The following is a 14,726-nucleotide window of genomic DNA, read 5'->3' as shown; positions in this document are numbered from 1 at the left end:
TTTTATATAAAACAATAGTTTATGCATAACTCTTGAGAGATTCCGGAGGAATGAAGGCCTCCAGTTCGTCTTCCACAGCCTCGATGATGCGCTCGACATCGGCCGCGTTCATCACCGTCGCACAAGGAATGCCGGCAATGGCGATCATGGTTTCGCCGCTGGCCCGATCAAACAGTCGGGCAATCATGCTGCCCGGCGCATCCATCGTCGCTTCAAAACCCATGGGATGAAAGTGCCAGCGCATCAGCTGGCACGCATTGGGGAACGTGACTTTGCTGGAACCTTTATTCATGTGTTGCCCGCCTTCTTCATCGAGCGCTTCCTTTTGCTCACGTTAGGTGGGAAGAACCTTCATTGGCTCAACCGTTCAATGACGTTAAAAGTAGCACCCGCATGTGAATTTTCCGTGAGATTTTTCAGTTCATTTTGCGATTGCTACGCATTTTTTGATGTAAGTCACGCTGTGATCACTCATCGCCAAATGGCCACTACCGTTTGCTCGTTGATCGTTTTGGCGAACTTGGGCAAGCTCGGTTCTTTTGCGCCGAGACCTTTATGCACGCCGACGATGACGGCCCAGAACAGACTCCGGCCACGGCCGCTACGGTCATGCGCTATCACCTGAGCTGGAAACACCGCGATCTGGACAGCGTCATGGCGCTGTATCACCCGCACGTCCAATACAACGATTTCTTCCAGAACCGGGTCCTCGGTCTCGGCGAGTTGCGTGAGTACGTGCGCGTGAGCATGCCGCGAGAATCCGACGAAGCGCTCGAGCATTGCGACCGGATCCGCGTGGATGGCAACACCGCGTTCATTCAATACGAAGTGACTTTGCGCGGTGGCGACGGGCTGGTGTCGTTCCGTTCCAGCGAAGCGATCACGGTCAAAGACGGCCTGATCTGGCGGGTCAACGAATACGCCTCGCTGGTCCGTACGCAATCCAACGGCGCTGTCGCACCCAGTCAGCGCCCGGCGGTGAGTCGCCTGGGGTTGTCGCCGCGCCAGATCAGTTTCATGGCCGAGGATCTGCAGCAGTATTTTGAGCGGCAGCAGCCGTACCTCGATCCGGAACTGGACCTGCAAAGGGTGGCAAAAGAGTGCGGCTACAGCCGCAATCAGATTTCCTACCTGCTCAATCAGGTGCTCGGCCAGAGCTTCTATCGCTACGTCAATCAGGCCCGCCTGCAGCACTTGCTCAAGTCGCTGGACCACGCCGCGCCGCCGCTGCGTATCGACGAACTGGCGTTTGCCGCCGGGTTCAACTCGCTGTCAGCGTTCTACAGTTGTTTTCGCCAACACACCGGCCAGTCACCGAAGGCCTACGCCAAACAAATTTCTTTGCGGGCACGCGCGCAAGACAGTGATTGAAGTCACGCACTAGGATCGACGCCATCGAAGGTTTTCAGTGGCGGAGTCTTGCATGCCGGCGTGGCGCACTATCAGTTTGTGGATGGATCAACTCGACGAGCCGCTGATCGCGCGGCCGGCGCTTGAGCAGGATCTGGATGTCGACGTGGCGATCATCGGCGCCGGTTATACCGGGCTGTGGACCGCGTACTACCTGAAAAAACTCGCCCCCGGTCTGGATATCGCCATCGTCGAGGCGCAAACCGCCGGTTTCGGTGCGTCCGGGCGCAATGGCGGCTGGCTGATGGGTAACCTGCTGGGCGAGGATCGACTGCTCGCAGGTCTCTCTCCAGAACAACGTCGCGCATCGTTTGATCTGCTGCACAGCATTCCGGATGAAGTGGAAGTTGTCCTCGAACGTGAGGGCATCCATTGCGATTACCGCAAAGGCGGGGTGTTGTACTGCGCCGCCCGCTACCCGGAGCAGGAAGCCAGCCTGCGCGAATACCTCGACAAACTGCACGCCCAAGGCCTGACCGACAACGATTACCGTTGGCTGAACCCCGAGCAACTGGCGCAACAGATTCGCGTGGCGAAACCCTATGGCGGCATCTACGCGCCGCACGTGGCGACCATTCACCCGGCGAAACTGGTGCGCGGTCTGGCGCGTACCGTGCAAAACATGGGGGTGAAAATCTATGAAAACAGCCCGGTCACCCATTGGCAGTCCGGCAGTTTGCGCACGGCCAGGGCCAGTGTGCGCAGTCGCTGGATTGTGCCGGCGGTCGAAGGCTATTCGGTCACGCTGCCACCGTTGGGTCGCTATCAGTTGCCGGTGCAAAGCCTGATTGTTGCCACCGAGCCGTTGTCGGCGGCGACCTGGGATGAAATCGGCCTCAACCGTGGCCAAGCGTTCAGCGAGTTCAGCCGTCAGGTCACTTATGGCCAGCGCAGTGCCGACAATCGCCTGATCTTCGGCGCCCGCGGCGGTTACCAGTTCGCCGGCAAGCTGCGCCATAACTTCGATCTGACCCGTGATGAAGTCGAGCTGCGCCGCTATCTGTTCGGCGAGCTGTTCCCGCAGCTGAAAAACGTGCAGATCACCCATGCCTGGGGCGGCAACCTCGGTATGTCCCGGCACTTCAAGCCGCACATGCTCTGCGATCGCGCCAATGGCATTGCGCTGTCCGGCGGTTATGGCGGGGAGGGTGTGGGTGCCAGCAATCTCGGCGGCCGCACCCTGGCCGATCTGATTCTCGAGCGCGATACCGAGCTGGTGCATCAGCCGTGGGTGCTGCCGGACGGCGGGATCCATGCGCTGCGCGCCTGGGAGCCGGAGCCGTGCCGCTGGCTCGGTTACAACGCGATCATCAAAAGTTTCGTCCACGAAGACCAGACCCTGGCCAACCCGGCCAGCGCACCTTGGCGGCGCAAGCTTGCCAGTCAGGTCGCCGGGTTCATGGAAGGTTTCATGCACTAACCGCCGTTTTCTTCACAAGACAGGTCCCACCATGAGCATTACGCAGTTCAAGAACACCGCCAGTCTGCAACTGGATGAATCCAACCCGGTCGCCGTGCCACTCGGCGAGCCGGTCGCGATTGCCTCGACCACCAGCGTCGAGCGCGACGACGGCGTGGAAACCGGCGTCTGGGAATGCACCCCGGGGCGTTGGCGCCGGCAGATCACCGCGCAGGAGTTCTGCCACTTCATCTCCGGCCGCTGCACGTTCACCCCGGACGACGGCAGCGAAACCCTGCACATACAAGGTGGCGACGCACTGATGTTGCCGGCCAACACGCTCGGCATCTGGGATATCCAGGAGACCGTGCGCAAGAGCTACGTGCTGATTTTCTGATTGTTTGATCCTTTGATTGCCTGCCAACAACAATAGTCTCTACAGGAATCGACCCCATGATCCAGAAAACCCTCGCCCTGGCGCCGTTGCTGCTGGCCGCCTCGATCAGCCATGCCGCCGAGACGGTCAAGGTCTACAACTGGTCCAGCTACATCGCGCCGGATACGACAAAAAACTTTCAGAAAGAGACGGGCATCGGCGTCACCTATGACGTCTACGACAGCAACGAAACCCTCGACGGCAAGTTGATGACTGGCAACTCTGGTTACGACGTGGTGTTTCCGTCCAACCACTTCATGGCGCGGCAGATTCAGGGCGGGGCGCTGAAAAAGCTCGACAAGAGCCAGTTGCCGAACTGGAAGAACCTCAACCCGGTATTGCTCAAGGCGCTGCAAACCAACGATCCGGGCAATGAACACGGCTTTCCGTATCTGTGGGGCAGCACCGGCATCGGTTACAACGTCGCCAAGATCAAAGCAGTGCTGGGTGACGACGCCCCGGTGGATTCGTGGGATCTGATCTTCAAACCCGAATACATGCAAAAGTTGCAGAAATGCGGCGTGGCGATCCTCGACAACGGTCCGGAATTGCTGCCAGCGGCGCTCAACTACCTGGGACTGCCGCACCACAGCAAGAATCCCGAAGACTACAAGAAGGCCGAAGCGTTGCTGATGAAAGTGCGGCCGTACGTCAGCTATTTCCACTCATCGAAGTACACCAGTGATCTGGCCAATGGTGACATCTGTGTGGCCGTGGGTTTCTCCGGGGATATTCTGCAAGCCGAGAGCCGCGCCAAAGAGGCGAAGAACGGTATCGAAATCGGTTACGCGATTCCCAAGGAAGGCGCGGCCATCTGGTTCGACATGGTTGCCATGCCCAATGACGCGCCGGACGAGAAGGCCGGCTATGCGTTCATGAATTACCTGCTGCGCCCGGAGGTGATGGCCGATATCAGCAACTCGGTGCACTACGCAAACGGCAACGAACAGGCCGACAGCCTGATCGATCCGGCAATCAAGAATGACACCAAGGTCTATCCGAGCCCGGAGATGATGGGCAAGCTGTTTGCGCTTGAGGCGATGCCGCTGAACATCGACCGGATCCGCACGCGGGTGTGGAACAAGATCCGCACCGGTAGCTAAACCACCTCACCCCCCTCTGTGGGAGCGGGCTTGCTCGCGAATGCGTTCGATCAGTCAGCAAACAGGTTGGCAGATACCCCGCATTCGCGAGCAAGCCCGCTCCCACAAGTGTTTTAGCACTGCTGATTTAATTGATATCAATACACTGGCATCGCACTAATAGAGTGCGGGAAAGTGAGACGCACCCAACAAAAAACAACTTACCAATATTTAATATTTAAATAGAAAATCGTCAGACAATTGGACGGGGCGCGACCCGTTAAAACAATCTCTCGACCTCACAGGCTTTGTTTACGGCAGTTTTACGCAACAGTGCAATTTGATCTCAAAAAAATGCTAGACGACAGATTTCAAATTGTGTCAGGTTTCTTACGCCTTCATTGGGCGAGTGATAGGACGATCTCGCCAGGGATCGTCGCTATCTGACAAAAACTGTTCCATTGCTAAACAAGGAAGTGTGTTTATGTCGAAAGTAAAAGCTAACGCTATTGATATCACTGCAGACACATTCGTGCCGGTAGGCGCAGTGCAGGCTCTGGCGGCAACCAGCTCCGCCTGGAACCAGATCAATAGCTTCAGCCACCAGTACGACCGTGGCGGCAACCTCACGGTCAATGGCAAACCCTCCTTTTCCGTCGACCAGGCCGCAACCCAGTTGCTGCGTGACGGCGCTGCCTATCAGGACAAGGATGGCAGCGGCAAGATCGAACTCACCTACACGTTCCTGACTTCGGTATCGTCCAGCACGATGAACAAGCACGGGATCACAGGGTTCAGTCAGTTCAGTAATCAACAGAAAACCCAGGCCGTGCTCGCCATGCAATCCTGGGCCGACGTGGCCAACGTCACCTTCACCGAGAAAGCCACCGGCGGTGACGGCCACATGACCTTCGCCAACTACAGCGGTGGCGTGGACGGCGCAGCAGCGTTCGCCTACCTGCCGGGTACCGGTCCGGGTTACGACGGCACTTCGTGGTACTTGATCAACAGCGGTTATACGCAGAACAAGACCCCGGATCTGAACAACTACGGTCGTCAGACCCTGACCCATGAAATCGGCCACACCCTTGGCCTGGCGCACCCGGGCGACTACAACGCCGGCAACGGCAACCCGACCTACAATGACGCCACCTACGGGCAAGACACCCGCGGCTACAGCGTCATGAGCTACTGGAGCGAAAGCAATACCAGTCAGAACTTCAGCAAGGGCGGTGTGGAAGCCTATTCCTCCGGCCCGCTGATGGACGACATTGCCGCGATCCAGAAACTCTACGGCGCCAACATGAATACCCGTACCGGTGACACCACCTACGGCTTCAACTCCAACGCCGGTCGCGATTTCCTCAGCGCCTCGTCGTCGAGCGACAAGCTGGTGTTCTCGGTGTGGGACGCGGGCGGCAAGGACACCTTCGACTTCTCGGGTTTCACCCAGAACCAGAAGATCAACCTCAATGCAGCTTCGTTCTCCGACGTTGGCGGCATGATCGGTAACGTGTCGATCGCCAAAGGTGTGACCATCGAGAACGCCATCGGCGGTTCGGGCAACGATCTGCTGATCGGCAACAGCGTTGCCAACGAGCTGAAAGGCGGTGCCGGCAACGACATCCTCTACGGCGCCGGTGGTGCGGACAAGCTGTGGGGCGGCGCAGGTTCGGACACTTTCGTGTTCGCAGCCAGTTCCGACTCCAAGCCGGGTGCGATTGATCAGATCCTCGATTTCGTCAGCGGTCTGGACAAAATCGATCTGACCGGTATCACCAACGGTTCCGGCCTGCACTTTGTCAGCAGCTTCACCGGTTCGGCTGGCGACGCGATCCTGACGTCGTCGGGCGGCAACAGCCTGTTGTCGGTGGATTTCTCCGGGCATGGCGTGGCGGACTTCCAGGTCAGCACCGTAGGCCAGGCCGCGACCAGCGACATCGTGGCGTGATGTAACGGGAAAGCGGCGCTCGATGCGTCGCTTTCTTTGCTTGCATCGTGTGGATTGCTGGGCAAGGCTAGGTGCCGGAGCGAATTTTCTGATGATCTGTAAAGTTTTTACCTACAAGGCAATGGCGTGGCTTTTGGCGGCGCTGATCATGATTTCTGGAGAAACAACCATGGCAAGCAGCCTCAGACTTGAAGAACCATCGGTTTTTGCCGGGCAATGGCAGGCGACGTTGAGCGCTAAAAATGACGCGCCTGAAGCACAAAAGCTGCAGGATAAACCGTCGAACACCTGTGCCCTCGAACTGCAAGCCAACCAGACCGTCGGCAAGGGCGCCGAATGCCTTGGCGCATGGCTGAACGAGTCGCCCATCGGCTGGTTTCCGGAACCCGACGGAATATCGATCACCGGCACGGAAGGTTCAAGAATCGTGTTTTTCAGCCGACAACGTGACGGGCTCTATTCCAGCACTTTGAAGTCAGGCCTGATTGTTACACTCGAACGCGCAACGAAATAAACGCTCAACTAATCCAGATTGAATATATGGCAGTGCTTGAACGTTATAAGTGATTGTTGCAGTTGTTGTTGAATTGTAAGCGGGTACTTGCAAAACATCTTTCGCAGGTAGGCGGAACATTAATTGAGCGCTCGCCGAAGTCTGGCGGGATCTATCATTTCAGGAAGAATCAATGAAGATGGCGAAGGCCCCAGCCACCGCTCCCTTGTTCAAGGCTTTGGGTGACTATAAAAGCATTCTGATCAGCGTCGGGTGCTTTACCGCACTGATTAACGTGCTGATGCTGGTGCCCTCCATTTATATGCTGCAGGTCTACGACCGCGTACTGTCTTCGCAGAACGAAACGACGCTGGCGATGCTGTCGTTGATGGTGGTCGGCTTCTTTGCCTTCATCGGCATGCTGGAAGTGATCCGCAGCTTCATCGTGATCCGCATCGGCAGCCAACTGGAGCGCCGCTTCAACCTGCGGGTGTATCAGGCGGCATTCGAGCGGAACCTGTTCAAGGGCGAGGGCAACGCCGGGCAATCGCTGGGCGACCTGACCCACATTCGCCAATTCGTCACCGGCCCGGCCCTGTTCGCGTTTTTCGATGCGCCTTGGTTCCCGGTCTATCTGTTTGTCATCTACCTGTTCAACGTCTGGCTGGGCGTGCTCGCCACCGCCGGTGCGCTGTTGCTGATTGCGCTGGCGTGCCTCAATGAATACATGACCAAAAAACCGCTGGGCGAAGCCGCCGGTTACTCGCAGAAATCCAGCCAACTGGCGACCAGCCACCTGCACAACGCGGAAACCATTCAGGCCATGGGCATGCTCGGCGCGTTGCGCAAGCGTTGGTTCGGTGTGCACTCGCGTTTCCTCGGCCTGCAGAATCAGGCCAGCGACACCGGTGCGGTGATCAGCTCGATCAGCAAGACCCTGCGTCTGTGCCTGCAATCGCTGGTGCTGGGCCTCGGTGCGTTGCTGGTGATCAAGGGCGACATGACCGCCGGGATGATGATTGCCGGTTCGATCCTGATGGGCCGCGTGCTGAGCCCGATCGATCAGTTGATCGCCGTATGGAAACAGTGGAGCGGGGCGAAACTGGCCTACCGTCGTCTGGACTCCTTGCTGCAGGCGTTCCCGCCGAGTGATGACGCCATGGCGCTGCCGGCGCCGAAAGGCCAGATCACTTTCGAGCAAGTCAGTGCCGGCCCTCCGGGGCAGCGCGCGGCAACCTTGCAGATGATCAATTTCAATCTGGGCGCCGGAGAAGTGCTCGGCGTGCTCGGTGCCTCCGGTTCCGGCAAGTCAACCCTGGCCCGTGTGCTGGTCGGCGTGTGGCCGACCCTCGGCGGCACGGTGCGCCTGGACGGTGCGGACATCCATCGCTGGAACCGCGACGAGCTCGGCCCGTACATAGGCTATCTGCCACAAGACATCGAACTGTTCAGCGGCAGCATCGCCGAGAACATCGCCCGTTTCAGCGAAGCCAACCCGGGAAAAGTCGTGGCGGCCGCGCAACAGGCCGGCGTGCACGAAATGATCCTGCGCCTGCCGCAAGGCTACGACACGCAACTGGGCGAGGACGGCAGTGGTCTGTCCGGCGGTCAGAAGCAGCGTGTGGCCCTGGCCCGTGCGATGTATGGCGATCCGAGCCTGGTGGTGCTCGATGAGCCGAATTCCAACCTCGACACTGTCGGTGAAGCCGCGCTGGCCAGCGCCATCGCCCAGCTCAAGGCCAAGGGCACCACGGTGGTGCTGGTGACGCATCGCTCTTCGGTACTGGCTCAGGCGGACAAACTGCTGGTACTCAACGATGGCCGCTTGCAGGCGTTCGGCGCCAGTCAGGAAGTCCTCAAGGCGCTGTCCGGCGCCCAGGAACAACAACGGGAAAAATCTGCGCAGGCACCGGGCGGGCTCAGCATGAGCCGGCAGTACCAGCCCACGACAAGGAATTCGGGTGTATGAGCAGCGCCAGCATGAACACTGAAAACGAAGCGAGCATGGAACACGCGTATGTCACCGAGCGCCCGGAGCGCGATGCGAAATTCTTCGCCCGCATGGGCTGGATTCTGGCCATCGTCGGCGCCGGCAGCTTCTTCACCTGGGCCGCACTGGCGCCGCTGGATCAGGGGATTCCGGTGCAAGGCACCGTGGTGGTCTCGGGCAAGCGCAAGGCTGTGCAGTCGATGAGCAGCGGCGTGGTCAGCCGGATCCTGGTGCGCGAAGGCGAGATCGTCAAACAGGGCCAGCCGCTGTTCCGTCTCGATCAGACCCAGGTGGCCGCCGACGTGCAGTCGTTGCAGGCGCAATACCGCATGGCCTGGGCCAGCCTCGCGCGCTGGCAGGCCGAGCGTGACAACCGCAAAGAGATCACCTTTCCTGCGGAACTGAGCAATGACCCGGACCCGCGTCTGGCGCTGGTGCTGGAAGGTCAGCGTCAACTGTTCAGCAGCCGCCGCGAAGCGTTCTACCGCGAGCAGGCCGGGCTGCGCGCCAGCATCGAAGGTGCCACCGCGCAATTGGCGGGCATGCGCCGCGCCCGTACCGACCTCAATGCCCAGGCCGATTCGCTGCAACAGCAACTGAGCAACCTGCAGCCGCTGGCGGACAACGGCTACATCCCGCGCAACCGTTTGATGGAATACCAGCGGCAGCTGTCGCAAGTGCAACAGCAACTGGCCGAGAACACCGGTGAAAGCGGCCGGGTGGAGCAGGGCATTCTCGAATCGCGCTTGAAGCTGCAACAGCATGGCGAGGAATATCAGAAGGAAGTGCGCACGCAACTGGCCGACGCGCAGCTCAAAAGCGTGACCCTGTCCGAGCAATTGACCTCTGCCGGTTTCGACCTGCAGCACAGCGAGATTCTGGCTACCGCCGACGGCGTGGCGGTCAACCTTGGCGTACACACCGAAGGCGCCGTGGTGCGTCAGGGCGAAACCCTGCTGGAGATCGTCCCGCAAGGCACCACCCTGGAAGTCGAAGGGCACTTGCCGATCAACCTGATCGACAAGGTCGGCACGCATCTGCCGGTCGATATCCTGTTCACCGCGTTCAACCAGAGCAAGACCCCGCGTGTACCGGGTGAGGTCAGCCTGATTTCCGCCGACCAGATGGTCGACGAGAAAACCGGCGTGCCGTACTACGTGTTGCGCAGCAGCGTCAGTGATCAGGCGATGGAGAAACTCCAAGGCCTGGTGATCAAGCCCGGTATGCCGGCGGAAATGTTCGTGCGCACGGGCGAACGCTCACTGCTCAACTACCTGTTCAAACCATTGCTCGATCGCGCTGGCTCTGCGTTGACTGAAGAATAAGGATGTTCGGCTGTATGAATAAGCTTTCGATGTTGGGAGCAGCGTTCGCGCTGCTCGCAGGAAACAGCGCGCTGGCGGCCATGGGGCCATTCGAAGTCTACGAACAGGCATTGCGCAACGACCCGGTGTTCCTCGGCGCGATCAAGGAGCGCGACGCAGGCCTGGAAAACCGCATCATCGGCCGTGCCGGGCTGTTGCCGAGACTGGGTTACAACTACAACCGCGGTCACAACACCTCGAAGGCCACGCAACTGACCAATCGCGGCAACCTGACCGAAGATCGCAACTACAACAGTTACGGCTCGACCCTGACCTTGCAGCAACCCTTGCTCGACTACGAAGCCTACGCGGCGTATCGCAAAGGCGTGGCGCAGTCGCTGTTCGCCGACGAAGCGTTTCGCGGCAAGAGTCAGGAGCTGCTGGTGCGGGTGCTCGATAACTACACCAAGGCCTTGTTCGCCCAGGATCAGATCGACATCGCCCAGGCCAAGAAGAAGGCTTACGAGCAGCAGTTCCAGCAGAACGAGCACATGTTCAAACAGGGCGAGGGCACGCGCACCGACATTCTGGAAGCCGAGTCGCGCTATGAACTGGCGACCGCCGAAGAGATCGAGGCGCGCAATGAGCAGGACGCCGCGCTGCGTGAATTGGGGGCGTTGGTCGGCGTGCAGACGGTGGACATCAGCGAGCTGGCGCCACTGGATCAGAATTTCCAGACCTTCGCGCTGATGCCCGCCAACTACGACACCTGGCATGAGCTGGCGATCAGCAACAACCCCAATCTGGCGTCGCAACGCCAAGCGGTGGAAGTGGCCAAGTATGAAGTCGAGCGCAACCGCGCCGGGCACCTGCCGAAAGTCAGTGCCTATGCGTCGATCCGCAAGACTGAATCGGACAGCGGCAACACCTATAACCAGCGCTATGACACCAACACCATCGGTTTTGAAGTCAACGTGCCGCTGTATGCCGGTGGCGGGGTATCGGCCTCGACCCGTCAGGCCAGCCGCACCATGGAGCAGGCGGAATACGAACTGGATGGCAAGACCCGCGAAACCTTGATCGAACTGCGCCGCCAGTTCAGCGCCTGCCTGTCGGGGGTCAACAAACTGCGCGCCTACCAGAAGGCTCTGGCTTCGGCTGAAGCGCTGGTGGTGTCGACCAAGCAAAGCATTCTCGGCGGCGAGCGGACTAACCTCGATGCGCTGAACGCCGAACAACAACTGTTTACCACCCGCCGCGATCTGGCCCAGGCGCGCTACGACTATTTGATGGCCTGGACCAAGCTGCATTACTACGCGGGGACATTGAACGAACAGGATCTGGCACGGGTGGATGAGGCGTTCGGACAAGGTCCGAAAACCCAGTAACACTGAAAATCCTGTAGGAGCAAAGCAGAGCAAAAGATCGCAGCCTGCGGCAGCTCCTACATAGAACACAGCAATCCCAGTAGGAGCTGCCGAAGGCTGCGATCTTTTGATCTGGCTGTCAGTGCCTGCAAAACAATAAGAAAAGTGAGTGGTGAACATGGAAGTACGCATCAAGCCGGCAGCGGTCGGCAGCCTGTTGCTCGCAGTTTCCATCGCGCAAGCCCATGCGCAGTACCTTGAAACCGGCAAGCCCGGCGATCCCGCCAGTTGGCGCAGCGCCGAATTCCAGCGCGACTGGGGCCTGGCGCGGATGCAGGCGGATAAGGCTTACGCCGCCGGGATCACCGGTAAAGGCGTGAAAATCGGCGCCCTCGATTCCGGTTTCGACGCCGCCCATCCCGAGTTCGCCAGCGAGCGCTATCAGCCGGTGCTGGCCTCCGGCAGTTACGTCGACGGCTCGCTGTTCAACGTCAACGGCACGCTCAATCCCAACAACGATTCCCACGGCACCCACGTGGTCGGCACCATGGGCGCGAGCCGTGACGGCAATGGCATGCACGGCGTGGCGTACAACGCGCAGATCTACGTCGGCAACACCAACAACAACGACAGCTTCCTGTTCGGCCCGAAACCCGATCCGCGTTATTTCAAAGCGGTATACGACGCTCTGGCCGATGCCGGTGTGCGCGCGATCAACAACAGTTGGGGCAGCCAGCCGCCGGATGTCAGCTACCGCACTCTGGCCGATCTGCACGCCGCGTACGCTCAGCACTGGAATCAGGGCACCTGGCTCGACGCGGCGGCGGATGTCTCGCGCCGTGGCGTGATCAACGTGTTCAGCGCCGGCAACAGCGGCTACCCGAACGCCAGCGTGCGCTCGGCGCTGCCGTACTTTCAGCCGGACCTCGAAGGCCACTGGCTGGCAGTTTCCGGGCTGGATCAGAGCAATCAGCAGAAGTACAACCAGTGCGGCATCGCCAAATACTGGTGCATCACCACGCCGGGGGCGAAGATCGACAGCACCATTCCGGACGGTGGGTACGCGATCAAGTCCGGTACCTCGATGGCCGCGCCGCACGCCACCGGGGCCCTGGCGCTGGTGATGGAACGCTACCCGTACATGAACAACCAGCAGGCGCTGGAAGTGCTGCTGACCACCGCCACGCAACTCGACGGTTCGGTCACCGATGCGCCGACCGAGCGGGTCGGCTGGGGCGTGGCCAACCTCAATCGGGCGATGCACGGGCCGGGGCAATTGCTCGGCGCGTTCGATGCCAATCTGGCCGCCGGGCAAAGCGATGTGTGGAGCAATGACATCTCCGACAAGGCGCTGATTCAGCGTCAGCGCGAAGACCTCGCCGAACACAGCGCCTGGCAGCAGACCCTGCAGGACAAGGGCTGGCAGAACGGTATTCCGGCCGGCGCCAGTCAGCAGGACCAGACCGACTACGCCGTCGGTATGGCCCGTGATGCCGCAGCGGCGACCCGGGTCTATCAGGGCAGCCTGATCAAGTCCGGGGCAGGGCGCTTGCTACTGACCGGCGACAACACCTTCCGTGGCCCGACCACGGTCAACGGGGGCTTGCTCAGCGTCAACGGTTCGCTGGCTTCGGCAGTGACCGTCAATGACAACGGCACTCTGGGTGGCTCCGGGCGCATCGGTGCGTTGATCGCCAACAGCGGCGGCCGCGTGGCGCCGGGCAATTCCATCGGCACCTTGAACGTGGCCGGTGACGTGACCTTCGCCCCAGGCTCGACCTACGCGGTCGAGCTGTCGCCGACCAGCAGCGACCGCATCGTCGCTGGCGGCAGCGCGAGCATCAGCGGTGCCACGGTCAGCCTGTCGCTGGAAAACAGTCCGACCCTGCTCAGCACCACTGAAACCCGCAGCCTGCTCGGCCATTCGTACGACATTCTGCAAGCGGCCGGTGGCATTCAAGGCCAGTTCGGCGCGGTGCTGCCGGACTACCTGTTCATCGGTGGCAACCTCGACTACGCGGCCAATGCCATTCAACTGGACATCCAGCGCAATGCGACCTCGTTCGCCAGCGTCGGGCAAACCCCGAATCAGCGTGCGGTGGCGAGTGCGGTCGAAGGCTTGGGCGCCGGCAATTCGGTGTACGAAAGCCTGCTGCTGTCGGCGTCTGCTGCATCGGCGCAGCAAGCCTTCCAGCAATTGAGCGGCGAAATCTACCCGGCCCTCGGCTCGATGCTGATCAATGACAGTCGCCAGTTGCGCGACGCGGTCGGCGAACGTCTGCACGATGCCAACGCCACGCAAAGCAATGGCTGGATCAAGGCTCTCGGCGCCTGGGGTTCGACCGATTCCGGTAACGACACCTCGCGCTACAGCACCTCAATCGGTGGTCTCCTCGCCGGAGTCGACGGCGCGCTGGACGAGCAGACCCGCATCGGTCTGGTCACCGGTTACAGCGACAGCTCGCTGAACATGGGCTCGGACACGCACTCGTCGGCCAAGGTCGACAGCTATCACCTCGGCGCTTACGCCGGTCATGACATCGGCGCCTGGCGCCTGAGCACCGGCGCGGCCTATAGCTGGCATCGCGCCGATGTGAAGCGCGATCTGCAATACGCCGACGTCAGCGCCAAACAGAAAGCCAAAGTCGATGCGGCGACCACGCAGGTTTTCGGTGAGGCGGCTTACCGGCTGAACCTGCAACCGTTGGCGCTGGAGCCGTTCGCCAACCTCGCTTATGTGCATCTGGATACCGAAGGCTTCACGGAAAAGGGCGACGCGGCGGCGCTGAAAAGCTCCGGCGACCAGCGTGATGCGGTGCTGAGTACGCTCGGTGTGCGCGCGGTCAAGCGCTTCAATCTGTCGACGCAACAGGCACTGGACGTCAGCGGCCACCTCGGCTGGCAGCACAGCCTGAGCGACATCGACGCCGAACAGCATCTGCGCTTCGCCAGCGGCAGCACTCCGTACACGGTCGAGAGTTCGGCACTGGTGCGTGACGCGGCGCTGGTCGGCGTGCAAGCCAGCCTGGCATTGAGCAAGGACGTGCGGGTCAACCTCGATTACAACGGGCAACTGGCCAACCGCGAGAAGAGCCACGGCGTGGGGCTGAGCCTGAACTGGCAGTTCTGACGGAGGGCGTACGCGTATCCCTGTAGGCGCTGTGGGCACATACCTGTGGCGAGGGAGCTTGCTCCCGCTCGGCTGCGCAGCAGTCGTAAATCCGCCCAGCAGAGTTCGACTGGAAGAACGCAGAGGGCCGCTTCGCGCCCCAGCGGGAGCAAGCTCCCTCGCCA

General features: G+C 60.4%; 11 protein-coding genes. 10 read left to right on the top strand and 1 reads right to left on the bottom strand.

Going from position 1 to position 14,726, the window contains the following annotated elements; translation table 11 throughout:
* Window positions 1-19: 19 nt before the first annotated feature.
* Window positions 20-292, bottom strand: a complete 273-nt coding sequence (locus ACS4NR_RS08270; RefSeq protein ID WP_025109621.1) for a DUF1652 domain-containing protein — start codon at window positions 290-292, stop codon at window positions 20-22.
* Window positions 293-555: 263 nt separating this feature from the next.
* On the opposite strand from ACS4NR_RS08270, the gene ACS4NR_RS08265 reads away from it, so the two are divergent.
* The 10 genes from ACS4NR_RS08265 (at window position 556) to eprS (ending at window position 14,562) form a co-directional block, all read left to right on the top strand.
* Window positions 556-1,371 (top strand): helix-turn-helix domain-containing protein, encoded by an 816-nt coding sequence (locus tag ACS4NR_RS08265; RefSeq protein ID WP_456019665.1) that lies wholly within the window; start codon window positions 556-558, stop codon window positions 1,369-1,371.
* A gap of 52 nt (window positions 1,372-1,423) precedes the next feature.
* Window positions 1,424-2,830: an NAD(P)/FAD-dependent oxidoreductase gene (locus ACS4NR_RS08260; protein WP_210557198.1), complete on the top strand. Its 1,407-nt coding sequence runs from the start codon at window positions 1,424-1,426 to the stop codon at window positions 2,828-2,830.
* A 31-nt stretch (window positions 2,831-2,861) separates the two neighbouring features.
* Entirely contained in the window at window positions 2,862-3,206 is a 345-nt protein-coding gene (locus ACS4NR_RS08255) for a cupin domain-containing protein (RefSeq protein ID WP_098964086.1), read from the top strand.
* Between the two features lie 56 nt (window positions 3,207-3,262).
* Window positions 3,263-4,348, top strand: a complete 1,086-nt coding sequence (locus ACS4NR_RS08250) for a polyamine ABC transporter substrate-binding protein (RefSeq protein WP_166495809.1) — start codon at window positions 3,263-3,265, stop codon at window positions 4,346-4,348.
* A 463-nt stretch (window positions 4,349-4,811) separates the two neighbouring features.
* A complete protein-coding gene (locus ACS4NR_RS08245; protein ID WP_166495808.1) occupies window positions 4,812-6,278 on the top strand; it encodes a serralysin family metalloprotease in 1,467 nt (488 codons plus the stop codon).
* Window positions 6,279-6,369: 91 nt separating this feature from the next.
* On the top strand, window positions 6,370-6,792 hold the full coding sequence (locus tag ACS4NR_RS08240; protein WP_456020377.1) for an AprI/Inh family metalloprotease inhibitor: 423 nt from the start codon (window positions 6,370-6,372) through the stop codon (window positions 6,790-6,792).
* A 172-nt stretch (window positions 6,793-6,964) separates the two neighbouring features.
* The gene (locus tag ACS4NR_RS08235) at window positions 6,965-8,740 is read left to right on the top strand and encodes a type I secretion system permease/ATPase (protein ID WP_456019664.1); all 1,776 of its coding nucleotides are present in this window, start codon (window positions 6,965-6,967) and stop codon (window positions 8,738-8,740) included.
* Window positions 8,737-10,086 (top strand): HlyD family type I secretion periplasmic adaptor subunit, encoded by a 1,350-nt coding sequence (locus ACS4NR_RS08230; protein ID WP_095135966.1) that lies wholly within the window; start codon window positions 8,737-8,739, stop codon window positions 10,084-10,086. Before ACS4NR_RS08235 ends, ACS4NR_RS08230 begins: the two co-directional genes overlap by 4 nt.
* Window positions 10,087-10,088: 2 nt before the next feature.
* Entirely contained in the window at window positions 10,089-11,453 is a 1,365-nt protein-coding gene (locus ACS4NR_RS08225; RefSeq protein ID WP_456019663.1) for a TolC family outer membrane protein, read from the top strand.
* A 157-nt stretch (window positions 11,454-11,610) separates the two neighbouring features.
* On the top strand, window positions 11,611-14,562 hold the full coding sequence (gene eprS / locus ACS4NR_RS08220) for an autotransporter serine peptidase EprS (RefSeq protein ID WP_456019662.1): 2,952 nt from the start codon (window positions 11,611-11,613) through the stop codon (window positions 14,560-14,562).
* The last annotated feature ends 164 nt before the right edge of the window (window positions 14,563-14,726 follow it).

Source organism: Pseudomonas sp. JQ36, assembly GCF_053851495.1.
Note: the sequence above shows the minus strand (reverse complement) of the source record. Positions and strands in the feature narration are given on the sequence as shown.

What these genes read in the sequence shown, in the direction of transcription:
- ACS4NR_RS08270 (WP_025109621.1), bottom strand. Translation starts at nt 292, where the DNA reads ATGAATAAAGGTTCCAGCAAAGTCACGTTCCCCAATGCGTGCCAGCTG.
- ACS4NR_RS08265 (WP_456019665.1), top strand. Translation starts at nt 556, where the DNA reads ATGCACGCCGACGATGACGGCCCAGAACAGACTCCGGCCACGGCCGCT.
- ACS4NR_RS08260 (WP_210557198.1), top strand. Translation starts at nt 1,424, where the DNA reads ATGCCGGCGTGGCGCACTATCAGTTTGTGGATGGATCAACTCGACGAG.
- ACS4NR_RS08255 (WP_098964086.1), top strand. Translation starts at nt 2,862, where the DNA reads ATGAGCATTACGCAGTTCAAGAACACCGCCAGTCTGCAACTGGATGAA.
- ACS4NR_RS08250 (WP_166495809.1), top strand. Translation starts at nt 3,263, where the DNA reads ATGATCCAGAAAACCCTCGCCCTGGCGCCGTTGCTGCTGGCCGCCTCG.
- ACS4NR_RS08245 (WP_166495808.1), top strand. Translation starts at nt 4,812, where the DNA reads ATGTCGAAAGTAAAAGCTAACGCTATTGATATCACTGCAGACACATTC.
- ACS4NR_RS08240 (WP_456020377.1), top strand. Translation starts at nt 6,370, where the DNA reads ATGATCTGTAAAGTTTTTACCTACAAGGCAATGGCGTGGCTTTTGGCG.
- ACS4NR_RS08235 (WP_456019664.1), top strand. Translation starts at nt 6,965, where the DNA reads ATGAAGATGGCGAAGGCCCCAGCCACCGCTCCCTTGTTCAAGGCTTTG.
- ACS4NR_RS08230 (WP_095135966.1), top strand. Translation starts at nt 8,737, where the DNA reads ATGAGCAGCGCCAGCATGAACACTGAAAACGAAGCGAGCATGGAACAC.
- ACS4NR_RS08225 (WP_456019663.1), top strand. Translation starts at nt 10,089, where the DNA reads ATGTTCGGCTGTATGAATAAGCTTTCGATGTTGGGAGCAGCGTTCGCG.
- eprS (WP_456019662.1), top strand. Translation starts at nt 11,611, where the DNA reads ATGGAAGTACGCATCAAGCCGGCAGCGGTCGGCAGCCTGTTGCTCGCA.